The organism is Methylomonas montana, assembly GCF_030490285.1.
Classification (GTDB): Bacteria; Pseudomonadota; Gammaproteobacteria; order Methylococcales; family Methylomonadaceae; genus Methylomonas; species Methylomonas montana.
The window spans coordinates 1,605,934-1,632,028 of the sequence record NZ_CP129884.1 but is presented as its reverse complement, the minus strand read 5'-3'; the positions used below and the strand labels follow the sequence as shown (position 1 = coordinate 1,632,028).

The 26,095-nt window shown below is 52.2% G+C and carries 18 protein-coding genes and 1 pseudogene; 8 read left to right on the top strand and 11 right to left on the bottom strand.

Annotation, left to right across the window (positions count from 1 at the left end; all coding sequences use genetic code 11):
- Window positions 1-2 precede the first annotated feature (2 nt).
- The 4 genes from rfbD to QZJ86_RS07620 form a co-directional block, all read right to left on the bottom strand.
- A complete protein-coding gene (gene rfbD, locus QZJ86_RS07635) occupies window positions 3-899 on the bottom strand; it encodes a dTDP-4-dehydrorhamnose reductase (RefSeq protein WP_301937841.1) in 897 nt (298 codons plus the stop codon).
- Between the two features lie 55 nt (window positions 900-954).
- A complete protein-coding gene (gene rfbB, locus QZJ86_RS07630) occupies window positions 955-2,025 on the bottom strand; it encodes a dTDP-glucose 4,6-dehydratase (protein WP_301937839.1) in 1,071 nt (356 codons plus the stop codon).
- A 112-nt stretch (window positions 2,026-2,137) separates the two neighbouring features.
- On the bottom strand, window positions 2,138-2,821 hold the full coding sequence (locus tag QZJ86_RS07625; RefSeq protein ID WP_301937832.1) for a sensor histidine kinase: 684 nt from the start codon (window positions 2,819-2,821) through the stop codon (window positions 2,138-2,140).
- Window positions 2,822-2,824: 3 nt separating this feature from the next.
- Window positions 2,825-4,453 carry a tetratricopeptide repeat-containing response regulator gene (locus QZJ86_RS07620; RefSeq protein ID WP_301937826.1) on the bottom strand — a complete coding sequence of 543 codons (1,629 nt, stop codon included), beginning with the start codon at window positions 4,451-4,453 and terminating at the stop codon, window positions 2,825-2,827.
- A 126-nt stretch (window positions 4,454-4,579) separates the two neighbouring features.
- Between QZJ86_RS07620 and htpG the strand changes: the two genes are divergently transcribed.
- From htpG to QZJ86_RS07600, 4 genes are all read left to right on the top strand, one after another.
- Entirely contained in the window at window positions 4,580-6,514 is a 1,935-nt protein-coding gene (gene htpG, locus QZJ86_RS07615; protein ID WP_301937824.1) for a molecular chaperone HtpG, read from the top strand.
- 282 nt (window positions 6,515-6,796) lie between these two features.
- Window positions 6,797-7,216 (top strand): type 2 periplasmic-binding domain-containing protein, encoded by a 420-nt coding sequence (locus tag QZJ86_RS07610; protein ID WP_301937823.1) that lies wholly within the window; start codon window positions 6,797-6,799, stop codon window positions 7,214-7,216.
- Window positions 7,217-7,234: 18 nt separating this feature from the next.
- Window positions 7,235-8,485, top strand: coding sequence for a hypothetical protein (locus QZJ86_RS07605; RefSeq protein WP_301937822.1), 1,251 nt, complete (start codon window positions 7,235-7,237; stop codon window positions 8,483-8,485).
- A 34-nt stretch (window positions 8,486-8,519) separates the two neighbouring features.
- Window positions 8,520-10,181: a diguanylate cyclase domain-containing protein gene (locus QZJ86_RS07600; RefSeq protein WP_301937820.1), complete on the top strand. Its 1,662-nt coding sequence runs from the start codon at window positions 8,520-8,522 to the stop codon at window positions 10,179-10,181.
- 389 nt (window positions 10,182-10,570) lie between these two features.
- Here QZJ86_RS07600 and QZJ86_RS07595 read toward each other — a convergent pair whose 3' ends face one another.
- From QZJ86_RS07595 to tnpA, 6 genes and pseudogenes are all read right to left on the bottom strand, one after another.
- Window positions 10,571-11,149, bottom strand: coding sequence for a hypothetical protein (locus QZJ86_RS07595; protein ID WP_301937818.1), 579 nt, complete (start codon window positions 11,147-11,149; stop codon window positions 10,571-10,573).
- Window positions 11,150-11,188: 39 nt separating this feature from the next.
- Entirely contained in the window at window positions 11,189-12,856 is a 1,668-nt protein-coding gene (locus QZJ86_RS07590) for an IS5 family transposase (RefSeq protein WP_301670507.1), read from the bottom strand.
- A 105-nt stretch (window positions 12,857-12,961) separates the two neighbouring features.
- The gene (locus QZJ86_RS07585) at window positions 12,962-13,723 is read right to left on the bottom strand and encodes a reverse transcriptase domain-containing protein (protein ID WP_301937816.1); all 762 of its coding nucleotides are present in this window, start codon (window positions 13,721-13,723) and stop codon (window positions 12,962-12,964) included.
- 115 nt (window positions 13,724-13,838) lie between these two features.
- Window positions 13,839-14,216: pseudogene (locus QZJ86_RS07580) on the bottom strand (IS66 family transposase); the annotation flags it as partial.
- Window positions 14,217-14,277: 61 nt separating this feature from the next.
- Window positions 14,278-14,652, bottom strand: a complete 375-nt coding sequence (tnpB, locus tag QZJ86_RS07575) for an IS66 family insertion sequence element accessory protein TnpB (protein WP_301937810.1) — start codon at window positions 14,650-14,652, stop codon at window positions 14,278-14,280.
- Window positions 14,640-14,951, bottom strand: a complete 312-nt coding sequence (gene tnpA, locus QZJ86_RS07570) for an IS66 family insertion sequence element accessory protein TnpA (RefSeq protein ID WP_301937808.1) — start codon at window positions 14,949-14,951, stop codon at window positions 14,640-14,642. The genes tnpB and tnpA overlap by 13 nt, the downstream gene beginning before the upstream one ends.
- A 562-nt stretch (window positions 14,952-15,513) precedes the next feature.
- Here tnpA and QZJ86_RS07565 point away from each other — a divergent pair.
- The 4 genes from QZJ86_RS07565 to QZJ86_RS07550 all read left to right on the top strand — a co-directional run bounded on the left by QZJ86_RS07565 (window position 15,514) and on the right by QZJ86_RS07550 (window position 25,075).
- On the top strand, window positions 15,514-17,949 hold the full coding sequence (locus tag QZJ86_RS07565) for a DUF1549 and DUF1553 domain-containing protein (RefSeq protein WP_301937807.1): 2,436 nt from the start codon (window positions 15,514-15,516) through the stop codon (window positions 17,947-17,949).
- A 22-nt stretch (window positions 17,950-17,971) separates the two neighbouring features.
- Entirely contained in the window at window positions 17,972-19,420 is a 1,449-nt protein-coding gene (locus tag QZJ86_RS07560) for a DUF1501 domain-containing protein (RefSeq protein ID WP_301937805.1), read from the top strand.
- Between the two features lie 464 nt (window positions 19,421-19,884).
- Window positions 19,885-22,803, top strand: a complete 2,919-nt coding sequence (locus QZJ86_RS07555; RefSeq protein ID WP_301937803.1) for a TonB-dependent receptor — start codon at window positions 19,885-19,887, stop codon at window positions 22,801-22,803.
- A gap of 562 nt (window positions 22,804-23,365) precedes the next feature.
- Window positions 23,366-25,075 (top strand): ABC transporter transmembrane domain-containing protein, encoded by a 1,710-nt coding sequence (locus QZJ86_RS07550; protein WP_301937801.1) that lies wholly within the window; start codon window positions 23,366-23,368, stop codon window positions 25,073-25,075.
- Between the two features lie 21 nt (window positions 25,076-25,096).
- On the opposite strand, the gene QZJ86_RS07545 is transcribed toward QZJ86_RS07550, so the two are convergent.
- Window positions 25,097-26,026, bottom strand: coding sequence for a vWA domain-containing protein (locus tag QZJ86_RS07545; protein WP_301937799.1), 930 nt, complete (start codon window positions 26,024-26,026; stop codon window positions 25,097-25,099).
- Window positions 26,027-26,095 lie beyond the last annotated feature (69 nt).

The window sequence follows — 26,095 nt, the reverse complement described above, 5'->3', positions numbered from 1 at the left end:
CTTTATTTTCCATATATTTCGTTCAACATTCGCTCGACGCCTGTTTGCCAATTCGGCAACCGCAAATCGAAAGCCGACTTTAATTTTTCGGTATTCAAACGGGAATTGAGCGGCCGTTGTGCCGGTGTCGGGTAATGACTGGTCGGAATCGCCGTCACTGCCTGCTTTGAAGTTTTCAACGCCATACCAGACTGGCGAGCGTAATCCAACACAAAATGGGCGTAATCGTACCAACTGGTTTCGCCGGCGGCGGCCAGATGGTAAATGCCGGTCAGCTCGGGATTTTGTATCGCTGTACGAATCGCGTGAGCACTGACGTCGGCCAATAATTCGGCTCCGGTCGGCGCGCCGATTTGATCGTTAATCACCGACAGCTGTTCGCGCTCTTGAGCCAGACGCAACATGGTCTTGGCGAAGTTATTACCACGGGCGGCATATACCCAGCTGGTGCGAAAGATTAAATATTCGCAGCCGCTGGCTTGAATGGCTTGTTCGCCAGCCAATTTGGTTTGGCCGTAAACGCTCAACGGGGCAACGCTATCGCCTTCTCGCCAAGCTTGATCGCCGCTGCCGTCGAACACATAATCGGTTGAATAATGCAGCAAAAAAGCACCGCAGTTTTTTGCTTCCTCCGCTAATGCGGACGGCGCCAACGCATTAATCATGTGCGCCAATTCGGTTTCGGTTTCTGCCTTATCAACCGCGGTATAGGCTGCGGCATTGACAATCACATCCGGACGTAACGCACGAACGGTTTCCCGAATACCGGCCAGATTACTTAAGTCGCCGCAATAGTTTAGCGAGTGTCTATCTAGCGCGACCAACTCGCCCAAGGGCGCCAAGCTCCTTTGCAACTCCCAGCCGACCTGGCCGTTTTTACCGAATAGTACTATCTTCACCGCTTACGTCCATGCCTAGCGAGCCTAGCCGGCCAATTCGCACCGAACAATTTAGTCACACTGCCCGCCCGGCGTAGTTTTTATCCAGCCAGGATTGATAGTCGCCGGATAGCACGTTACCGACCCAGGCTTGATTATCCAGATACCACTGCACGGTCTTGCGAATCCCGGTTTCAAAGGTTTCCGCCGGTTTCCAATCCAGTTCGCGCTCCAACTTGCCGGCATCGATGGCGTAACGTCGGTCGTGACCGGGCCGATCCGTGACATAAGTAATCTGCTCGGCGTAGGATTTTCCATCCGCACGCGGCTGCAATTCGTCGAGAATAGTACAGAGGATATTGACCACATCCAGATTGGCCTTTTCGTTCCAGCCACCAACGTTATACACCTCACCAACTTGTCCGGCTGCCAGCACCCGACGGATCGCACTGCAATGATCTTTCACATACAGCCAATCGCGGATTTGCTGACCGTCGCCGTAAATCGGCAAGGGTTTACCGGATAGGGCGTTTTGAATACATAACGGGATCAATTTCTCAGGGAAGTGATACGGTCCGTAATTATTGGAACAATTGGTGGTTAATACCGGCAGACCGTAAGTGTGGTGATAAGCGCGCACCAAGTGATCGCTAGCCGCCTTGCTGGCCGAATACGGGCTATTGGGTTGATACTGGTTGGTTTCAGCAAACGGCGGATCGGTTTTCGCCAGCGAACCATAGACTTCGTCGGTGGAGACATGCAGCAAACGAAAAGCCTGTTTTGCCGCTTGATCCAGATTATTCCAATATTGCCGCGCCGCCTCCAGCAAGTGGAAGCTGCCGACGATATTGGTCTGGATAAAATCCTCGGGACCGTGTATCGAACGGTCGACATGGGATTCGGCCGCGAAATTGACGACGGCGCGGATACGGTGTTTTTCCAACAAACTCAACAGCAAGTCGTAATCGCCAATATCGCCTTTTACAAAAACATGCCGGGCGTCACCTTGCAGCGAGGACAGATTTTCCAAATTGCCCGCGTAGGTCAATTTATCGACATTAACAACGGTTTCGTCACTTTGCGCCAACCAATCCAACACAAAATTGCTGCCGATAAAGCCGGCGCCGCCGGTCACTAAAATACTCATATTTAAAGGTTTTTTCTATTTGTTATCTATCTGACTCAACGAAACACAGCAACGTTGTCGGGCTTATTGTACCTTAGTACTAGCGTTAGCCGCCAGCCAAACCAACTCGACATCAGGGTAAAAACAGATTAAACCTGGCACCGCCCAAACGGCTTTGATTATCCACTTGCACATAGCCACAGACATCGCCCCTCTTGTGCAGCTCGGCTATCACCGAGACAAAATACAACCCCAAACCGGTATTGCCGCTTACCCAATCCAAATCCGCCATATTGTTCAGATCGGCATTCAAAAAATGCTCTGGATAGCCCTCGCCATCGTCTTCAATGGTTATTCTCAAATAGCCGATTTCTTCCGAGACGGAGATTAGGACCGTTTGCTTGGTATAACGCAAGGCATTATTCAACACCGACGCCAACGCGTTGCTGACATTCGGATAGTCGCAATAGCACATCACCTCGTCGTCGCATGCTATCTGCAAATCGATATTGTTCAGCCTAGACAAGCGCGCTTGTTGATCCACGGCTTCGCGAATAATATCAATCGCCGGATATTCGTCGATCAGCAAACTAAATTTTTGGGAATCGATTTTATACATCACCAATAACTGCATCAAACTGTGATTGATCCGCGCCGCTTCAAATTCCAACTGGTTTAAGTCGTCGCTGCAATTATTTTGCTTGGCTAAGGTTTGCCGAATCAACGCCAACAAAGTGCTCAGCGAATTCTTAATGTCATGCACGGTGGACGCGAGAATCGTCGGAAACAAACCGTTATTTTCAATATTAGCCGGCATGAATTACGCCTTCGCCAATTGAGACTGTCGCAATTTTGCATACTCCATTTGCAATATCCCCAGTTTGTGTTGATCGACGCCCGCTTGTTTGGCCTTCTGAAACAAAGCCTTGACCCGTTGATTTTTTTCGACGCTAAACTCATTCGCCTTCAAATCGTGAATCAGGATTTTCAGCATATTGACGATAATGGTTTTATTGTCAGGCATGGTCAGAATGGCCTGCTCGAATAAATCCAAAGCCTCTTTAAACTTGCCTTGTTTATACAGCGCCACGCCCTGATTGTTAGTAGCGATCAAGGCCTGCTTGGTTTTCTGAATCAATATTTCCGAATGATTATCCATGCCGATACCGCTTTGCATCCGGCGCAGATCGTCCAAAAACCGATCGTCATCGATATGGCAATGGATCAAATCCTGCAATATTGCTTCGGCCCGACCGTGCTCGTCGTTCAAAAAACAGGTCCTGGCCACCTCCAATTGCAAGTCTCTGGGCGTCTGGTTGCCGAGACTCCCGCATAAATCCAGAGCCTTCTGCAAAGCTTGCTGCGATAACTCTTCATTCCCCAAGGCCTTATACACATCGGCTTCCAAAGTGCTGGCCCGTAATTCCGCTTCCGGATGATTGGCATATTCCTCGCGCATTTGCGCCAGGGTTTTCAAAGCCTCGTTGCTGGCGTTGGTTTTGGCTTGCAGCTTCGCCAGTCCGGCAAAATCGCTGCATGAACGGTGTACGGAATGTTTACCCAGTTTCACCACTGTCTTGTAGGCTTTTTCGGCGGCTTCCAGATTACCGTTTTTATCGGCGGTTTCCGCTAGTTTCTTTTGTCTCAAAATCGATTGCGGCGACAACTCCAGCGCCTGCTGCAACACATTTTCGACATCGTGATACTGATCCAAGGCCTCATACGTTTTACTCAGCCAGTCGTAACACTCCATCAGCATCGGATTCTCCGCCACCAGACTTTGAAAACCGGCAAGCGCTTGTTCGATATTGTTGTTCTGAAAATCGATGACGCTCAAGCCCAAACGCGCCCAAGGTAATTCTCGATGTTGTAACACTTCTTGGTAAATTTGCCCGGCTTTATCGAAATCGCCGGCGGAAATCGCTAGCTCGGCGCGCATTTTCAGCAAATGCAAATGCATTTTTTTATCGCCCACCGCCAATAACTGATCACAAAGTAGAATTGCCAGCGGCAGATCGCCCTTGGCAATCGCCTTGTCGACATTGGCTAAATAATCCTTGCGCTCGAAATGCCTGGTCAAGCGACTCATCAGCTGTTGGGCATTGAAAGGCTTGGCCAAATATTCATCGGGCTTGCTGTCCATGGCCCCCAGCACCACGCTAGTCGATTGCTCGGCACTGATCAGGATGAACACACAGCGATAATCGATCAACTTACGATGCCGAGCTTCCTCCAGCACCTGCTGACCGTTCTTGCCCGGCCCAAGATTGTAATCGCATAAAACAATGTCGAAATTGCTCTTAGCCACGGCATCGATTGCGGCGATACCGTTATCCGCCTCGACCACGACATCGGCTCGCAAGCTATACAGCATGTCCCGCATGGCTTTGCGGAACACCGGGTTGTCTTCGACAATCAGTATGTTTTTGCCGGCTAAACTGTAACTCATGATGGGAATGGCAATAAAACGCTCAAGAATTCGACTCCATAAAATCCGCGACTCGGCCGGACTTGAAAAATAAAATTATCATCCCCAACTCGCCCGAGTCCACTTTACAACCAAATGAGTATAGACATGACTGTTGAGGCAAACAAACAAACCCTAGGTTTTCAAACCGAAGTAAAGCATTTGCTGCACTTGATGATTCACTCCTTGTACAGCAACAAGGAAATCTTTTTGCGCGAGTTGATCTCCAACGGCTCCGACGCCGCCGACAAGCTGCGTTTCGAAGCCTTGGCCAACGACAGCTTGTACGAAGGCGATAGCGAGTTAAAAATCCGCATCGATTTTGACGAAGCCAACAAGACCATCACCATCAGCGATAACGGCATCGGCATGACCCGCGCCGAAGTGCAGGACCATATTGGCACCATCGCCAAGTCAGGCACCAAGCAATTCTTCGAGCGCCTGACTGGCGACCAAGCCAAGGACAGCGAACTGATCGGCCAATTCGGCGTCGGCTTTTATTCGGCCTTCATCATCGCCGACAAAGTCACGCTGACCACTCGCAAAGCCGGCGCGCCGGCCTCCGAAGCGGTACGTTGGGAATCGGCCGGCGAAGGCGATTACACCATCGAATCAGTCGATAAAGCCAGCCGCGGCACCGAAATCGTCTTGCATCTAAAAGAAGGCGAAGAAGAGTTTTTGAACAGCTGGAAACTACGTTCCATCGTTAAAAAATTCTCCGACCATATTTCCCTGCCTATCGTGATGAGCAAGGAAATTCCGGCCGAGAAAGACGAAGAAGGTAACGAAACCGCGCCGGCCCGCGTCGAAGATGAAACCGTCAATAGCGCATCGGCTTTATGGACGCAATCGAAAGATTCCATTTCCGAAGAAGAATATGCCGAGTTTTACAAACACGTCTCGCATGACTTCCAGGAGCCGTTAACTCACGTGCATAGCCGCGTCGAAGGCACCAACGAATACAGTTTGCTGCTGTATGTACCCAGCCGCGCGCCGTTCGACATGTGGGACCGTGACGCCAAACACGGCGTGAAACTGTACATCAAAAAAGTCTTCATCACCGATGATGCCGAACAATTGATGCCGCGCTTCCTGCGCTTCGTGCGTGGCGTGATCGATACCGACAGCTTGCCGCTGAACGTCTCACGCGAGATTTTGCAGCAAAGCAAACAGATCAGCGCGATCAAAACCGGCGCGGTGAAAAAAGTGCTGGGCATGCTGGAAGATCTGGCCGAGAACGATCCGGAAAAATACCAAAAATTCTGGGAGCAGTTCGGCAACGTCATCAAGGAAGGCCCGATCGAAGACCATAAAAACAAGGACCGCGTTGCCAAGTTGCTGCGTTTCTCGTCCACCCATACCGACGACAAAATCCAGAATGTCTCGTTGGCGGACTATGTCAGCCGGATGAAGGAAGGCCAGGAGAAAATCTACTACGTCACCGCCGACAGCTTCGCCGCCGCCAAAAACAGCCCGCATCTGGAAATCTTCCGCAAGAAAGGTATCGAGGTGTTGCTGCTGTCCGACCGCATCGACGAATGGCTGGTGTCCAGCCTGACCGACTTCGACGACAAGCATCTGCAATCCATCGCCAAGGGCGAACTGGATTTGGATAAATTCGACTCTGAAGAAGAAAAACAGCATCAAGAAGAAATCAACAAGGATTTCGAATCGGTCCTGAAACAAATCCAGGAAGTGTTGAAAGACAAAGTCAGCGAGGTAAAAGTCAGCCACCGCCTGACCGACTCCCCTGCCTGCTTGGTGACCGGCGCTTACGACATGAGCCTGAATATGGAGCGGATCATGAAAGAAGCCGGCCAATCCATGAACATGATGGGCATGGGCGGCAGCAAACCGATCTTCGAGATCAATCCCGACCACGCCATCGTCAAGGCCTTGAAAAACGAGCAGGACGATGCCCGCTTCGCGGACATCAGCCATATCTTGTTCGACCAAGCCATCCTCAGCGAAGGCGGTCAGCTCGACGATCCGTCGGCATTTGTGCATAAGCTGAACGGCTTGCTGCAAGGCTTGTTAGCGTAAACTTAGCCACAACACAAAGGCCGGGTAACCGGCCTTTTTTTGACACCATGCCATAAAGAACGCCAAATGCTGGCCAAGTCATATCCAGTGCGCCCCAAATCGCAAACAGCTCCCTCAAAATAAACATCTCCCTGTCCGAAAGCCTGAAAACCAGTCAAACGACTAATCAATAACATCGACAGCCTCACTCCCATATCGGTCAGAGAAGGTTAGGTGGTAGAATCGCCGGGGCGGGTACCATTCTCACTCAAAATTTCCGGGTAGTTATCGACGATGCATCCCTTGGCGAAATTTCTGCTGTTGCTGGTCACACTCTGGTCGCCGACCGGTGTCGCTCAGTCACGCATCGCCATTATCGTCCACCCGGAAAGTAGTTTTACCGATATATCCCGCAAACAAGTGGTCGACATCTTCATGGGCCGTTTACTGAGCCTAACTAATAACCGCATCCCGTTGCCACTCGATCAGCAAGGGGGCTCCCCGATACGAGAACGATTTTACGAAGCCCTAACCGGAAGGCCACTGGCGCAAATCAACGCCTATTGGGCTCGGCTAATGTTCAGCGGCCGCGCCACACCGCCACGCATGTTGCCGGACAGTCTCAGCGTATTGCAGGCCGTATCGCAAAATCGCGATGCGATTGGCTATGTGGAAGAGGATAGAGTCACCCCGTCGGTACGCGTTCTGTTTTATCTTGAATAGCTATCAGGAGTTCATGCGATGAAAACTCTCACTGCCCTTCTCGCCGCCTGCGGACTCCTGGCGACCACGACCGGCCAAGCGGAATGGAATATCGATCTCGGCAACCAATCCCGATTGCGTATCAGCGGCTTCGGCACGTTAGGCCTGGCGACCAGCGATCAAGCTCATCACGCATTGACACGTGACATTGCCGATCAGGAAGGCATCAGCAGCAGTAGCTTGCCGCTGTCCACCGACAGCCGGCTGGGGATGCAGATCGATGCAGTCATCAACCCCCAATGGTCGGCTACCGTCCAGGCCGTGCTAAAAGACCGGCCAGCGCAAACCATCGAAGAAAGCCTGCAATGGGCGTTTATCAGCTACCGGCCCAACGCCAATTGGCAATTGCGCGCCGGCCGGGTGGGTCTGGACATGGGCCTGGTATCGGATCAGCGCAATATCGGCTATAGCTATTTATGGGTGCGGCCACCCATCGAATTTTATGGGCGCTTGCCGCTGTTTCATTTCAACGGCGGCGACGTCACCTATTCGTTCGATATCGACGATATCAGTCTCAGCATCAAGGCCTTTGCCGGCGAAGCCTCGCCGTTTTATCCCAGCACCCCAAACTACAAGATCCAGATTGCGCCACTGTGGGGTGGCAACGTCAATCTGCGCTGGCAGGACTGGCATGCTCAGCTATCTTATGTTGGCACCCAATTGCAATCCAACCATCCGGGTTTACAAGAGTTGCAATCCAATATCCAGCAACTGCCCGACTTCCTCTATCCGGACGCAGCCAGTCTAAGCAGCCGCTACACCTTACGCGGCAGCCAGAATCATTTCCTATCGGCCGGCCTGGCCTACGAAGGTGATCCCTGGCGCGCCCAGTTTGAGTTCGGCCGCCTGTTCCACGGCAACGGCTTTATCGCCGACGTTTATACGGCTTATGCAACGGTCGGTTACCGGCTCGGCTCGGTCACGCCGTTTATCGGTTACAGCACACTCTGGCCTGCCAATGGCCGGCCGGAAGTACCCAGCCCACTGCCCTTCCCTGACCTGCAGGCCGCCGCCGAGCGCCCGTTCGCGGAAAGCTATTCCAACCAGGAAACGATTTCCCTGGGCGGACGTTGGGATTTTTATAACAACTTGGCCCTCAAGCTACAGTACGACTTGGTACACGTCAGAAATAGCGACGGCATCGGCTTATGGCGCACCGATCAAGACGGCGTCCCCCAGCCCAAGGAATTTTCCAACATATTCTCGGCCACCTTGGATTTTGTGTTTTAATCGGTTTGCCTTCCCGCGCCGCTGACTCAAAGCCATGACTAGCCAAGTAGTACACAGTCTGAAAACCCGGTTATCGATACTGGTCTTTTTGGGCATGCTCTTGCTCAGCGCGCTGATCGTGCTCGGCGTTTACGCGCTGACCTTCCAAGATGCCGAACACGACGCTCAACAGCAAGTCGGCGAATTGATCGACGCCATGGAATATTCCGCCGCCATCGCCCTCTACGCCGGCGATCCGCAGATCGCCGACGACGTGGTACGCGGCGTGTTGCGCAGTAGTTTCGTGGCTTCCGTACATCTAGCCAACGATACCGGCCTGGATGTCAAAAAGGCCAAATACCCAAACTTGGCGGCGCAACCCTTGATCACCCGCTTACTCAAATCGCCGTTCGACGACAACGAAACAGTCGGCACATTGGAAGTGGCCCTACATCCCCCCGTGATCCACCAACGAGCCACCGCCAGCGCAAAAAAAATGGCGATTGCCCTTGGCAGCTTAGTGTTATTTCCCACTCTTATATTTTGGCTGATCATCAGCCGCCTGGTCAGCAATCCGCTGCTCAGACTATCGCAACAACTCAGCACGCTTATACCCGGCACCGAACAACGACTGACCGTCGTCAACTCCCATCATCGCGACGAATTAACCACCTTGGCGGACAACATCAACACCCTGCTAACCGCCGTCGCGGTATCGATGCGTAAAGAGCGCGTACTACGGCGACAAATCGAAGCTTTAGAGCGGCAATACGAAGCCATCTTTACCCAAGCCTCAACCGGTATCGCCCTACTCGACCAACACGGCCATTGTCTGATCGCCAACCCCGCCGTCAACCAGCTGTTCGAAGATTGGCCCGACAAAGTGCAAAGCGTATTTTCCTTGCTGGCACATTGGGAAATTGCCTTGTTTTTCGAGCCGAACGAGTTTCGCGGTCTGTTGGCGAACGCGCTGGTGAGCCATACCCCGCAATCTCAGGATTTACGCTTGCGTCGGGCCGACAATAGGCAAGATTGGGTACACGTGCTGATTTCCACTCATTCGCATCCGGAATACAAGCTGGTGGCCGAATGTTTATTCATGGACGTCAGCAGCCGTAAACAACAAGAAGACGAAGCGCGTTTCCAGTCGCACCACGATGCCCTGACCCAATTACTGAACCGCCGCGGACTGGAAGTCCGCCTCAATCTAAATTATACCGACCGAGAAAACGACAACGTCACCTTGCTGCTGCTGGACCTGGATCGTTTCAAGCAAATCAACGACCAATGGGGCCATCTGGCTGGCGACAAAGTATTAATCGAAATCGGCAAACGCATGAAAACCATGGTACGCGGCGTCGATCTGCTGGCCAGATTGGGCGGCGACGAGTTCTTGATCTGTTTACACAAACACCCCGGCGCCCAGACCCTGCATCAATTTCTATTGAGGTTGATCGGCAACATCAGCCGCGACATTGATTTGGGCGACTCGCGCCACGATTACGTCGGTGCCAGCATCGGCGTCGCCCAATACCCGCTGGATGGCACCGACTTGGTGGAATTACTGCACAAGGCCGATGCGGCTTTGTACGAGGTCAAGCATAACGGTCGGAATGGTTATTGTATTTATTCTGATGAGGGGTTGGTGCCGGTGATATTGGGGCGGGATGAGGGGCGGTTGGCTGATGTTTTGTTGGAGCCGCCGATTCGGGGTTAGTTTTTTGTGTCGCTATCGCGACGGCTTTTTAATGTCGGTTCGCGGACCGACAGCCGCGATAATTTCGCTACGAAAACCATCCCTGGTTTTCGCCCTGCGGGCCAGCCTATCGGCTGTTCAAATTCGCTCCAGGCGAATTTGTGCTCCGCCAAAAGAAAGTACCCAAAGAAAAAGCCACCCGGATGCCGCTTGCTTCCAGCGCTCCTCGCTTTTGAACGGGGTTGCCGAAAGGGGCTTCCTGCCCCTTCGGCAACCCCGTTCAAAAGCTCCAGTGCTCGGCGCAGCATGCGGGAGAAAACCATACCGAAAGTTGAAGGGAACCTTGTTTATTTTCTGGTGGCGCGGACGTTCGGTATGCAATACTTTTCTACCCAACCCTAGCCAGCTAATCAAGTGACATATAAGCAAAACTGACCTTCAAGGGTAATCGGATAAGCATTGTTGATCACCATGTTGTTAAGAACTGTACCGTAGAACTTATTTTCTTCGAGAACACCAGTTGCTGAGGCCGACACACTGATAAGCATGTTGCCCGGTAACCTAACCATTTCCCACGTATTCATATCAAGTAACTCTTCGCCAGCGGGGAAAATGACTGTTTTTGAGCAAGTAAAACTCGTTGGCCTTGTGCGGTCAGTTGATATATTTACGTCGTTGGAGACCAACTCAACGGTAGCCAAACCCAGTCGCTCATTGAGTTCTTGAAATGAACGAGTTGGTGCACGCGATTCTAAAAAAGCAACCATTCTGTTTTCTGAATCCCTCTCTACCGCTCCAGAAGTTATCGAAATTTGTAACGCCTCCAGCGCTGGCATAGGGAAAGTAGATTTTTCGTAATAAATATGTCCGCCTGTTATCCGAGCAATTGATCTAAGACCAGGACCAAGAGGAGGATATATATCAATAACTTGTGCAGGATGATCTCTGAGTACAGCCTCAGGAGATAATAAATTGAACAGAATACCCATGGTATCTTGATCACTCAGTTGTTCGTAGTTAGAGTCTGCTCAGTAAATCAGCTGTGGCAATGACGAGCAAATCGGGTCGGCCAAGTTAGAATGGGTGCGCAGATTCCAAATCTTTTGTTTCCAGGCGCGCACGATCATTTGCAGTAACCCGACCAGGCGGCATTGACCGAGGGCAAAAAAGATCCCTTGCAGGACCAGCAGGTTCATCACCAAGAAGATGGTGTTGATCCAGGCGAACGAGGTGTTGGCGCGCTTGGCGCGGATGTCGGTGAGACGATAGCCGTTTTTACCTTGGCCGAATTTGCCTTCGATGGGGATGCGCTGCAGGTATTCCTGCCGGCGCTGTTCTTTGTCGTGTTTGAGTTGCTCCCGGTTGGCCTCGGTTTCGCGTTTGGGGCGGCCGAGCGGTTTGCCGGCAAAGCGGATACCGTGTTGCTTCAGGTAGTCGCGGTTGGCGCGCGTGCCGTAGATCGGATCGGCGAGCACCCGTTCCGGATAGTGGCCGTAGCGCGCCAAGTACGCTTCGACTTGCGAGACCAGATCCAGTCCTTCGTGAAAGGCATCCCATCGCAGGTGATCGACATGAGCTAGGCCTTCGCCGCTCAGGCTGACGCTGAGTTTGGCGCCGAATTCGACCGGCTTGTCCAACTTGCCGCGCACCATCGGCCGCACATAGGGTTGACTGATACTGACGATGCGGCGGTCGCAGCGGCGGGTCTGGTTTCGATACATGTCCCATTGTTGCTGGTACAGATGCTGAATCACCCAGTAGCGATGCAGCAGCCAACCCGGCAACGGCAGCGGCGAACCCTGAGGGATGGGCGCCAAGAGTTGTTCGATGTGGCTCAGGTTGCGGCGCAGATATTGCCACTGTTGCTTGATGCCTCGGCGTAGCACTTTCCGGCCGGGGCGCTTTTGTTTGGCGACGGCCAGATACGCACTGCGGGCTTTGTGGCGATAAGTCCTGGGTTTGTCCGTGACCTTCAGGCGCTTGCACAGGGTGTCGATGATCCGTTCCGTTAATTCCCGCGCTTCGTTCAACAGGCTCAAATCGGTGGGAAAGCGGATGGCTTGTTCGACCACGGTGGCATCCAGAATCAATTGGCCGCGCGGGGCGGCCGGTGCTTCCGGCTCCGGTGCCGATGGGACACCGTCTTTATCGGCAAAATCCAAGGCCGCTTCGGCCGCCTCGGGCTGAACCTCAGCTTCAGGCGCGGTCACGCTAGCCGCGGCCTTCGGCTCAGACGCAGCGGGCGTTGCCGCGGCCGGCGGCGTTTCCAGTTTGGTCGGGGTCGGCTTTTGCCCCTCGTGCGCCTCGATGATGGCGCGGTGAAAGCCTTCGAACACGGCTTCGCCCATGCGCTTGCGCACTTCGACCAATAACGACGGCGCAAACGGCGCCGCCGCTTGGTAGCCGGGCAAGCCGACGAAGTATTGCAGGTACGGGTTTTCCTGGATTTGCTGGACGGTTTCCACGTCTGACAAACACAGTTTGTGCTTGATGATCACCGCGCCGATTACGCGCCGCGCGTCTTTCAGCGGCCGGCCCCGGTCCGCCCTCATCCCTTGGTAATAGCATTCCGCCAGTTCGTCCCACGGGATGCACTCACTCAGTTTTACCCAGCGATTGTGTTTATCCAGGGCTGTCTCGAACGGCCAGTCGAATTCAGCTATCGTCAGTTGTTTTGAGCTCGTGGTTCGAATCATGGCTGCACGGTTTTTGAGGCTAATGGCATGTTTTTCGTGCAGCAATTATACCAAAATTCCTCAATAACTACGCTTAATCAATGGGTTATATTTTCTGAGCAGACTCTAATTAATTGACAAGATAGGGGGCGATTCAGCCCCACGGTTGGTTTGATAGACCGATAGACGTTTGCCATTACATAACGAAAAATAAACCGCACGTACTTCTGGATGATTCGCGTATGTCCATGCTTGTTCTATTTCATCCGCGTCAATGGCACAAGATGGCGCTTTACCCTCGATGACCCAACGTACCTCTCCGCCTGCTTCCAGTATGTAATCTGCCTTCCCTCGCAAGACCGGATCCTTTTTTGAATCCTTTCGACCCAGATATACCGCCTGCTCTTTGCTCCGACAATGTAAAACGCCATCATCGGCATATCGCTCAAACGGAATTTCAGGGTAATGCTTCTGCATCCACACATCAAATGTGTAGTGTAGAAACAAATTAGCTAGCAAGGGGCTAGCTACTCCCCCTTGCGGGGTTCCTCTATCCCTTGGCTGTAGTGTCCCATCTGTCATCTGCACCGGCGCTTTCAGCCACCGCTCTATGTACAACAGCACCCATTTCTCTTGGGTGTGTTTCTGCACCGCCCGCATCAAAAGACCATGATCGATATTATCAAAATAACCTTTAATATCAAACTCTAACACCCATTGGTAAGTCCAACAGCGTTTCCGCGTCATAGACAATGCCTGATGTGCTGACCTTCCAGGACGGTATCCAAAGGAACCGGGATGGAAATGTTTCTCCAATTCCGGTTCCAGTACCTGCTTGATCACCGTTTGGGCGATTCGATCCGCAACCGTTGGAATACCCATAGTCATCAGTGGTTCACTTGCGTTCGACTTTACGACCAATACCTGACCAAATCGAGTTCAGCATTTTCCTATCTCGCTCACCACCAGCGGCAGATGGTCCGGTAAGGGTTGCCGTCAAGCCACAAGGATGTGGCGAATGCAGAAAATGCAGGAGCATTTTTCTGCCGGCACGTGGGCGTTTGGATGGCCTAGTGACCGTCTCGCCCGCTTGGTCGCCTTGCAGCTGTTCGACCTCGGCCTCGATAGCCGAGATGTCGGTGTTCCAGGTTTCCTCGAACACATCACGTTGCAGCGGTGCTAAGGCTTCGCTCTTAGTACTGAAGCGGATGCGCTTGTAATAGGCCAGTTCGTAAGTCAGGGCTTCGATTTTGACCTCTTTGGCTTGGATGATCTTGGCATCTCGTTCCGCCTGTTCGATCAGCGATTGAATCAGTGCCGCCACCTCGGTTTTGGCAGCCGGCTCCAGATTCAATTGCTCAAGTTTTGCTAGCGGATTCATGGGGTTATTATACCGCAATCTCCCGCTGAAAGCCTTGATATGACTGGGTTCCAGTAGTTTTTTACCCTCGGGCTTTGCCCCGCATTCGCACCTGCCAGTCTGCTTGGGGCTGGGTGGATAAGCGCTGCCAATCGACACCACTAACCAACCATTGCCATTGGCTTGAAGTCATCGCAAACACCCCATCACCGACCTTGGGCCACACAAAAGACCCCTGATGCAAACGGCGCTGACACAGCCAAACGCCATTGCCGTCCCACATCAACAACCGTAGCCGGTTGCCGGCACGATTACGAAAGATAAACGCTGATCCGGCGTACGGCGAATGCCCCAGACTCTGTTGAACCATAGCTGACAAGCCATCCAGGCCACGCCGCATATCGACCGGCACCACCGCCACCCAAATCTGCGCGGGATAATCGATTAAGCCAGGCATCGTAGCAACTCTGCCACCCAACTAGCCGGCACAGAAGGCGAAAGTTCCAGTCGATGACCGTGGACGTGGGTAAAGACAATGGCCGCTATCGCCGGTGTCGACACAGAACCAGGCTCAGTCGGTGCAATCTGCACCGGCACTAACGCGACTAACTCTGCCGCAGGCTGTTTGTGATAGTCGCACAGTCTGGCAGCCAATGTTCTGACATTGATACCTTCCTGTACGCAATACTCGGATTGCGACAAACCGCTGCTTTGCCAATTTTCAATGTGCTGACGCCATTTCGATGTAACGGCCATACTCACTCCTGATCGAAAAATCACAGGATGCCGCAGGTCGCATAACTTTTACAGGTGGACGGGATGGAGCCTTACATTGCTATCCAATCCAAACCCGTAATACCGCACCACATTCAAATCTAATTTCCTGACTGGAATCCAGCAAAGTGAACATCTATCACTGTTTTTGCAAAAACAAATCCTGTTTGCACACTGATGAATAAACAGCAAAAACATATTACGACGTTAAAGATATTGAAAAAAAATTCAAAGACAAAAAACTTATAAATTCAAATTATAAAAATAAATCAATCATATAAATATCGTTTCTTTCGGAATCCAACTCTGAAAAATACTATTGGCACGTTAGCTGCATTTCAAACGTCAGCCACTCCAAAAATATCATATGAAATTACTGTTATTTAGCTTTAGAAGCATATAAAAAACATGTCGCTTAGCAAAAATGTCTATTAGGCATTCTAAAAATAGAGGCAGGTAAATACACAAAATACCGACTACGTGCTGATCTAACGTTGAAGGGTTTCGCCGCCTATAACGCGCTTAAATTTTAAGGAGGAAATAAATGAAAAAAGCAGCTTATCCCCCACTACTGTTCGCTCTGACAGGCGTTGTAATTGGGGCTGCCGTATTGGCGAATTTTAATGATTTCTGGAATGGGTTAGCTCCAAAAGCAACAGCTCTCTCGCTAGATGGCAAGCAGACCAAACCTGAAGCAGAAGCACCGCAAGTTTCCGAATCGCAAATTCTACCGACGACATCAACAGTCTCCGAACAGAAACCAAGCGGTGATACCTCCGGCAGCAAAAGCAAACTATGGTCTTATCAACCGGTAGACGCTCCAACCATACCGGTCGTTAAAAATCAAAATTGGGTACGGACGCCCATAGATGCGTTTGTACTCGCGCCATTGGAGGCAAAAGGACTTTCGCCGTCCACGGATGCTGATCGCGCCACTTATATCCGTCGCGCAACCTTGGATGTATGGGGACTCATTCCCACGCCCGAAGAAGTCGCCAACTTTGTCAACGATACGGCACCCGACGCATATGAAAAACTGGCCGATAAATTACTCGCTTCCCCTCATTACGGCGAACGCCAAGCCCGGCGCTGGCTGGACCTAGCACGATATTCAGACAGCGCTGGCTTCACTCTTGATGATACGCGTCCCAACATGTGGCGTTATCGCGATTATGTGATTAACGCATTCAATCAAGACAAGCCCTATTCACGCTTCATCCAGGAACAGTTAGCGGGCGATGAAATAGCCCCGGGAGATCAAGATGCCTTGATTGCTACCGGTTTTTTGCGCGGTTACCCCGATGATCCGTTTTCCCGCTTAGTCGTGGACAGAAAATACATCAGCACCACGGATATTACCGATACCGTAGGCGAAGTGTTTCTAGGTAGCACGGTCGGTTGCGCCCGCTGCCATAACCATAAGTTCGATAAGATCAGCCAAAAGGATTATTTTTCGCTGCAAGCTTTCTTCGCAAACCTCAGCGCCAGCGACAAGATTCCCGCCGCAATCGGCCCGCAAGAGATTGAATATCGTAATAAATTGGCCAAATGGGAAGCAGCCAGCCAAGGTACACGGGCAAAGCTGAAAGCCCTACTCGACCCGATCAGGCAAAAAGCCACCAATTATTTCCGCGAACGATATACAAAGGATGTGCAAGCTTCTTTGAACAAACCCCGCCAGCAATGGAGTCCTCATGATCGCTGGGTAAACCATTGGTTTTCCGAAGCGTTTACCGAACGAAGCCTCCGCGAATGGCTGCAAGATACCGCCAAGGATAAAAATGCCCCCGGTTATGACCCCAAAAACCCGGAACGCTATAAACAATACCTTGCCCTGCAAGAAGAACTAAAAAAATTCGACGCTCTCAAACCTAACGGTTCCGACACTATTTCGGGGATGACTGAACTCGGTTACACAGATGCACCGCCGACGCGCGTGCTCTTTGGCGGTATTCTAGATCGCCCACTGGAAGAAGTGCAACCGGCATTCCCGGAAGCCTTATCCAGCGAAAAACCCGTGATCGTGCCCACGGCGTTTTCATCCGGCCGCCGTACGGCATTGGCCAATTGGATCGCCGACCAGAAAAATCCCTTAACTGCACGCGTCTTCGTGAATCGGATCTGGGAACAGTATTTTGGCCGCGGCATTGTAGAAACCGTCAGCGATTTCGGTAAGGCGGGGACTAAACCCACCAATCCGAAACTTTTGGATTATATCGCGGGCAATTTCGTCAAAAATAACTGGAGCGTCAAGAAACTACATCGCCAGATTTTGTTATCTAGTGTTTACCGGCAATCTTCCGCGCATCGAGACGATGTCCATCAGGCGGATCCGGAAAACAAACTCTTAGCCGTTTTCCCGCGCAAACGTTTGGAGGCTGAAGAGATTCGAGATTCATTGCTGGTCGCTTCTGGAAAACTCGAAGAAAAAGTGGGCGGGCCTAGCGTTTTCCCACCCATTCCTGGCAATTTAGGGGTCGGCGACAAATGGGTCGTATCCAAGGACGCCCAGGACCATAACCGTCGTAGTTTATACATATTTACCCGCAGCAGCGTGCCCTACCCGCTACTGGAATCTTTCGATATGGCTTCCGCGCAGCATGTACACCATAAACGGGAAGTAACGACCACGCCACTCCAAGCGCTGACATTGCTAAATAGCGACATCGTCCTCGATTGGTCACAAGCGCTGGCCGGCCGGGTGATCCGTGAAACGGGCAGCAACGAAATCGCCCAACTCGACCGGCTCTACCAAATTCTCTTTGCTCGAGCCCCGGATGACACCGAAAAATCCACACTACGAACTTTCCTAGACCGCCAAGAACAAGTGATCAAAGAAAAAGCATTGACGGGCAAATTTGAGATCAGTGTACCGACTGGCTTGAAAGACATTAAAGACTTGAACCCGATACGGGCCGCTGCTTTTGTCGACTTGGTGCACACCGTCGCTAACTCCAACGATTTCGCTTACCGCTTTTAAATTGAATCAAAAGGAATATCTTATGAGTAATTCATCACGCCGCGATTTTCTGGTTAAGGCGGGCTATGGATTGGGTGGACTTAGCTTGAGCGCCTTGCTACCAGGCGGTGGCGTTCTGGCCGTCCCAGCCCTGGCAACCGAGTTGATTGATCCCCTTAGTCCCAAACCACCGCACTTCCCGGCCAAAGTAAAAACGGTAATATGGCTGCATCAGGACGGAGCACCCAGCAGTCTAGACTTGTTCGATTACAAACCGACTCTAATCAAGTTAGCGGGAAAAACCATACCGACCTCGTTCCTAAAAGGCATTAAGCAAGGCATACGAGGAGGCAACGATGCCAAATTGTTTGTTTCAAATCGTGCCTGGAAGCAACACGGCGAAAGCGGTGCGTGGTTCTCCGACTTGCTCCCCAATCTGGCCCAACACGCCGACAAAATCGCTTTTATCAAAGGCAGCACGACGATTGGCGCCACCCATAATATTTCAGTGCAGAAGCTGAATACCGGCGATGTCAATCCCGGCCGGCCTTCACTTGGCGCCTGGATCCAATACGCCTTAGGTTCAGCCAATCCGGATTTGCCCGCCTATACGGTGCTTTACAACGACAAAAAAGTACCGAATGGCGGCGCCGCCACCCATTGGAGCGCCGGTTTCCTGCCGGCAGTTTACCAAGGTACGCCGTTCCGACCTGGGGCATCGCCGATCCTGCATTTGGAGAGCCCGGCATTAATTGCCGCTAAGCAACAACGAGGCGAATTAGACCTGTTAAAACGCCTAAATGAGTATAGAGCGGCCTCTTATCCAGAAGACACCGAACTCAAAGCTCGCATTAATTCTTATGAACTAGCGGCGCGCATGCAAGCGACTGCGCCGGAAGCCGTCGACATTAGCCAGGAGTCAGATGCCACCAAGTCCCTATACGGTCTCGACGACAATGCCAGTAAAGACTTCGGCACCACCCTGCTGCGAGCACGCCGCCTGACCGAACGGGGTGTACGGTTCATTCAGGTAATCTCAGGTCCGTTGATGATTGATGGCGAACCATTAAATTGGGATGCCCACCGCGATCTGGAAAAAAACCACCGCGCCCACGCAAATGCCGTCGATAAACCCATCGCCGGCCTGATTGCCGACTTGAAAGAGCGTGGCCTATTGGATTCTACGTTGATTGTCTGGACATCCGAATTCGGCCGCACCCCGTATGGGCAAAGCGGCAACGGCCGCGACCATAATCCTTGGGGCTATACCCAATGGCTTGCCGGAGGCGGCATCAAAGCCGGAACCACTTATGGGCAGACAGATGAAGTGGGCTTGCAAGCCGTAGGTGAAACAGTCGATACCTATGATCTGCATGCCACGATTCTCCAATTGATGGGCTTGGATCACTTAAAAACAATTTTCCTGAATAATGGCCGCTCCGAGCGACCTACCGTTGTATATGGAAAAGTGGTCAAGGAACTGATTGCCTAGGATTTGTTTATAGAAAAACCGTGATTAAGTGTCACCGCCAATCTTTCTGGTCTGTTGTGATCCATATAAGCAATTCCAAGAATTATTCATTTGCATATTTAAAAGACCAGAAAAGCTCTTTGTTATCTACATAACATCATAATGCACTTATTTTATACCCAAAAATTAATTTTAATTGCTTATTTTCGGCCACAGTATCCACAGCGATTGTTTATATTTCATCAGCCTTATCTGTCAATATTATCGATAACGATTATTTAGCCGGATATTTCCCAAAACAAGCCCAAAAAAATAAATGGCACGCTATTTGCTTTTAAAGAAATATCCCAACTTTTAATTTGTATATTAATTTAAAAATAGTTGATATTAAATTGAATCATCATGCATTAACTAGCCCTAAAAGTTAATGTTCATGACGCAGTAACAAGGGATGGAACGTTTAAAATAAGGAGGATTCGAAAATCATGAAGTATATATTGTCAGATCTTAGTTTAAATAGCGGATCGCGTCAGGACGTGCCGAGTGTCGTCAGCCTGCGTCGGCAACTATCTTTAGGCATTGCCACCGTACTAGCTATTTCATCTATGGTAAGTGTCAAAGATGTACAAGCGGTGTCTAAAAAAGCGGCAAATACGAAAGCACCCAGCGCTAAACTAGCCAATGAGGAAGATTCTGAATTAGCCCGTTTACGAGCACATTTGCAGGCTATCGAGCAAAAAAATGAATTGCTGCAAAAAGAAAATGAGTTGCTTAAACAAGGTGTAGCCGCAGCACGTTCTCCCGCGGCGGACGTTGGCGCATCGACCGCTGACTCAAATCCCCCTGCCCTCCCTGAAACAATCGTAGCCAAAGAAGATGCCGAAGAGACGACAGAACTTGGCGAAGTGGTATTGCGAGCGCGGCGGATTAGTAAACTCGAAAAATTAAAGGACACCCCGAAATCCGTCTCCATCGTCGCTGGCGAAGAACTGGAAAAGCAAAATACCGTCGATTTTCGCGACATCATTACCCGTGTTGGCAACGTCCGACAGACTTACACCAATCCGCAAGCGGGTAGCTTGATGATACGTGGTGTAGGCTGGGCGACCGGTGTCGGTCAGCTCGATCCGAGTGTGGGCATGACTGTGGATGGCGTCAGCTATGGCACCACCGCCATCGGCGCAACGGTAAACTTTATCGACATAGACAGCTTCGACGTTACCCGCGGCCCACAAGGCACTCAGGGCGGAAAAAACTCCAGCATCGGGCAAATTACTGTCAATACGCGAGCCCCCGGCTTTACACCCGACGCCTCCGCATCCCTGACTTTTGGTGAACGCAATACGATTAGAACCCAAGCGGCTGTTGGCGGTCCGATTTTGGACGGTTTGCTCGCCTGGCGCGGGACGTTTTACCGCGATCAGGCCGAAGGCCAGGAAGTCAATGTCAACGACAGGAATTTCAGTTACACCAACACTGATCGAACATACGGTCGGCTCCAGTTCCTGTTAACGCCATCCGAAGATGTCACGGCCAAAGTGAGTCTGGAATACACGCCAGTCGGCCACGAAACATCCAACAATTACCTGAATTTTTTCAGAGCAACGCCGGACTTTTACGACTCGGTTAACGCAGCGGGAAATCGCATCGCCGTCAACCAGGCGCTCGAACCGACCGGTAGGCTTGGCCGCCGTTGGTTCGCGCAAGAAAAGAACTACACGGTCAACGGCGACTTCCTTGGAAACAAAATCAACCGGCTGAATCAGAACACCAATAACTACGGCACCAAAGGGGGAACCTTCAATCTGTCATGGAAGGCCTTCAATCACACGCTCACCTCGATTACAGCCTACAAAGACTTTTATTTCGACTCCGGTGGCGGCCCGATCTCGGTTTTCGACATTGACCGCTCGCCATCGACCGGTCACGTCGAATACCAGCAGTTCAGCCAGGAACTGAAACTAAGCTCGCAAACCGGCGGCTTCGTCGACTACCAGACAGGTCTGTATTTATTCAAGAATGAGATACCGGAGCGCTGGACTACCGCCAGATATGGTTCCGATGCGGGGGCTTACTATGCCAATGTCGATCAATACAACCGCTTGGACGCCAATGGTAACGGCCGTTATCTGATGTTGAATTCGATAGACCGGCTTTTTACCAAAACCAAGGACGACATTCGCAATACCAGTATAGCCGGCTATGGCAATCTCGATTTACACTTTACCGATGCGCTGACAGTCAACACCGGCGTGCGCCTGACTAACGAAAATCGCAATACCACCTCGGAACGCCGGATCGAAGACCAGGGTTTCGGCGCTGAATTGAATCCGGCGTCAAGAAATAACGTGGCCCTGGGCGGGTTTAACAGTAACGCCAGTGGTGCCTTGACGACCAATTCGGCGGAACAGCTCGCACTGGCCGATTCGGTCGCGCAAAAATACTTCAACGCGGCCAACTACGCGGCGCTAACTAACGCACAGAAACAGCAAGTCGCCGACGCCAAGGCCGTCCGCAATGCCCGCATCGGTGGTCTGTACCAAGCTACCGAAGCCGAAGCTTATCAAAAGGTATTGCCAACGGCCACTTTCAGCCCGAGCTATAAAATCAATGACGACCACACGGTCTACTTTACCTATCAGCATGGCGAAAAAGCCGGGATTTCCCAAATCGTCGGCGCCACAGCCAACGGTGGTAAGTCGGCACTAGCCCAGGAGGAAATAACCAATAGCTATGAAGTGGGATTCAAGTCGTCTTTCTTGGATAAATCCCTGTTTGTCGCGGCCGACGTATATTTAACCGACATCGACAACTACCTCCAACCGATGTATTTTGAGGACAAGGCCCAAACCATCCTAAACAATGACGGCAAAATTGCTTATACCAGCGGTCTCGGCAACGTGCCGGCGGTGCAATCAAAAGGCGTTGAACTTGACGTGACCTATTCCGGCATCGACTACACCACGTTGCGATTCGCTGGCGCTTATAACGACGCTCGTTACGTAGACTTTAAGTTTCTCGCTAATCCACTGGAACTCGGGGGTAATTCGACGCCTTACTACGATGCGAGCGGTAAAACCTTGCCGGGTGCCGCCAAGTTTAGCTTTAGCCTAAATGCCGATTATGTGCGGCCAATATTTGACAAGCTAAATTTCCATACCAACGTCAACTATCGTTTTACAACAAGCTACAACAACGATCCATCGCTATCCCGTTATTCCGTGGTTGACGCCTTTGGCATTACTGATTTTGCGATCGGCGTGGGTAGAAGGGACAAACTGTTTGACGCCAGCGTGATTGTGAAGAACCTCTTCGATACCGACTACGGATTCAATTCCAACTGGAACACTTACGTCCCAAGTCTGCCTCGTTGGGTGGGGGTTATGGTGAGTACCAAGCTCTAAGAAGCTGTTTAAAAACTGCTGCACTTGTCCCTGACTGTGTTGAAAAATCGCTCAAAATCCTCATGTACTCCATGTACACTTCGGTTTTTCGCGTTTTTTCGCCTTGCCATGAACAAGCTCGCGACGTGTTTAAACAGCTTCTAAGGAAAACGCCGATTAAGTCCGTAGACCGGCTTGTACCTTAAAGCATAAGGAATCGGGAAAACATTGGAGGTCGAAATCGCGAGAAATCGACCTCCTCTGCCGAGGTTTTTATAAACGTCTGCAAAAATCTAGCGACAAACCGGAGTCTCGTGCACAAATTTGCTCAGTGGACGCCGCACGCCAATTTTCTTATTTCCTATCAGCCAAACCCACCGGCGTTAAGCCGGTGGTGATTTAAGGCAATTTACGGTGACATCGAAAAGTTAACCGGTAGGGATTCGGTTAGAATGGCATCCCGTCCAATTTCTCAAACAACCCACTCAGGATGCCTATTTCAAATTCGAAGCAAGTCGGCGCGAATCAACCTACGGCGTCTTTAAAAGAGCTGTGGCCTTTTCTAAAACCCTATCGGGGTAGAATGGCATTGGCTTTCGTGCTGCTCTGCCTGGGCTCGGCCACCATCCTGCTGGTGCCGCTGGCGTTTCGCGACTTGATCGATTTTGGCTTCGGCCAAGGCCAGAGCAACGGCAACGGCGGCGGCTTATTAGGTTCCTTGAGTTTGAACGGCCATTTTGTCGCGCTGTTTGGCTTGGCCAGCCTGTGGGCGGTCGCCGTGGCGACCCGCTATTACACGGTAAGCTGGGTGGGCGAACGGGTGACGGCGGATTTGCGCGGCGCGGTGTATGCGCGGGTACTGAGCCAATCCCCGCAATTTTTCGAAACCTTGCAAACCGGCGAAGTGTTATCGCGGCTGACCGGGGACACTACGCTGATCCAGACCGTAATCGGCAGTTCCATTTCCATGGGCTTGCGCAGCCTGTTTCAATTTATCGGCGGCATGGTCATGCTGGCGGTGACCAGTTTTTATCTGTTCTCGCTAAACCTGGGCCTAATGGCCTTGTTAACGCTGCCCATAATGGCCATTGGTCGCCAAGTGAAAAAACTGTCGCGCGAATCGCAGGATAAAATCGCCGACGCCTCGGCACTGGCCGGCGAAATTCTCAATGCCGCGACCACGGTTCAGGCCTACACCCAGGAAGCATCTGAAATCCAGCGCTTTGCCGAGCGCGCGGAGATCAGCTTCGTCACCGCCATCCGCCGCAGCCGCTTTCGGGCGGCGTTGACGGTGCTGGTGATCACAGCGGTGATGGGCTGCATTATTTTCGTACTGTGGATCGGCGCCCAACAAGTGCACGCCGGCAGCATGACCGGCGGCCAACTCGCGTCCTTCGTGCTCTACGCCACGTTGGTAGCCGGCGGCGTCAGCACCATGGCCGAAGTCTGGGGCGACGTGATGCGCGCCACCGGCGCCACCGGCCGTTTACTGGAACTGCTGCGCGCCGAGCCGGCCATTGCCGAAACCGCTACGCCGCAAATCTTGCCCAATCCGCAAACATTGGCGATCCGCTTCCAACACGTCGGCTTCCATTACCCGTCGCGTCCGCAAACCGCCGCACTGAGCGACATCGAGCTGAGCGTCGCGGCCGGCGAAAGCGTGGCGCTGGTTGGCCCGTCCGGCGCCGGCAAGACCACGCTGTTCCAATTGCTGCTGCGGTTTTACGATGTCGCGCAGGGCGGCATTCTTTTCAACGGCCTGGATATTCGGCAATTATCGTTACAGGAGTTGCGCAGCCATATCGCCGTGGTGTCGCAAGATGCGGTGATTTTCTCGGCCGATGCGCTGGAAAACATCCGCTACGGCCGCCCTAGCGCCAGCGACGCGGCCGTGATAGCCGCGGCGCGCTCGGCGCAGGCCGACGAATTTATCCAGCGCCTGCCGGACGGCTACCGGACTTTTCTGGGCGAACGCGGCACTCGCCTGTCCGGCGGACAACGCCAACGCATCGCCATCGCCAGGGCCATTTTGAAAAACGCGCCACTATTGTTGCTCGACGAAGCCACCAGCGCGCTGGATGCCGAATCGGAAATTTTAGTGCAACAAGGTTTGAATGCGGCGATGCAGGGCCGTACCACGCTGATCATTGCCCATCGGCTGGCGACGGTGCAAAAAGTCGACCGCGTCGTGGTGCTGGAGCAAGGCCATATCGTCGAAATCGGCGCGCCGGACGATTTACGCAAGCAAAGCGGGCTTTACGCCAGACTGGCTAGCCTACAGTTCGACATTTAGGCCGTGAACCGGCAATGCCGCTTATCTGAAATACACCGCCGCCAGTAACAACAAGGCCAAGCCGGCATAGCGCCAACCGGTATCGACATTCTGTTTGCCTGGTTTGGCGAAATCGGCTTGCTGCAAGGCTTGATCCAGGCTATCGGCATCGGTCAATCGCCGGTACCGCAAACCGCTCTCGGCGGCCAGCTGACGCAGATAGCTTTCATGCAGCCGGCTCATATGCTCGTCGCCGCTTGCCGCCTCGCTGCCGAACGGCGCGTTACGGGCGTCGTAGCCCTGGATTTTCTCGGGGTTCAAGTCCGATTCACCAAACGATGAGCGGTGCGGCACGTCTTCGGGTTTATAAAAGCCCTGGCGTTGGCCTTTGGCGTCGAACTTGGGGATCGGCGCCAGTTGCTCGCCGCCGACACCGACGATGACGCCCTTAACTTTATCCTTGACTGCCGACAGGTCGGGTTTATAACGCGGATTAGGCGGCGCTTCCTGGCCGTCGCTGAAAAACACCAGGGTCTGGTCTTTGTCTCTCAACATTTCCAGCGTGCTCAACAAGCCGCTGGCGATGCGGCTGTCGGCGGCCCAAGCCATGCGCCAATCCAGCGCCGCAAGCGCCGCGTCTATCTCGGCAAAACCCGAGCAGACTTCGATTGGTTCGAACAATAACGTCGAGCGCCGCTCGGTGAACACGCCCAAGCCCACTTGCGAACCGCAAGGCAATTTCAGCAACGCCTGTCGCAACGCCTGTTTCACAAACTGCAAGCGGCCTATAGGCTGCTTATCCAGTTGATAATCCTCGGTATTCATGCTGCGGGTGATGTCGACAATGAACACTAGCCGGTACAGTGACACTTGCGCGCTGGTTTGCGGACGGAAAAATACCACCGACAAGGACAGCAGCGCCGCGGCCAGCAGCCAGAAACGGTAATCCCTGAGGTTGGGGATGATGGTCATTTAGGGAACTCGTAGGTCTGGGAGAATGGCGCTTGTAGGGCCGAATTGACTCGGCCTGTTGGCTGGTTC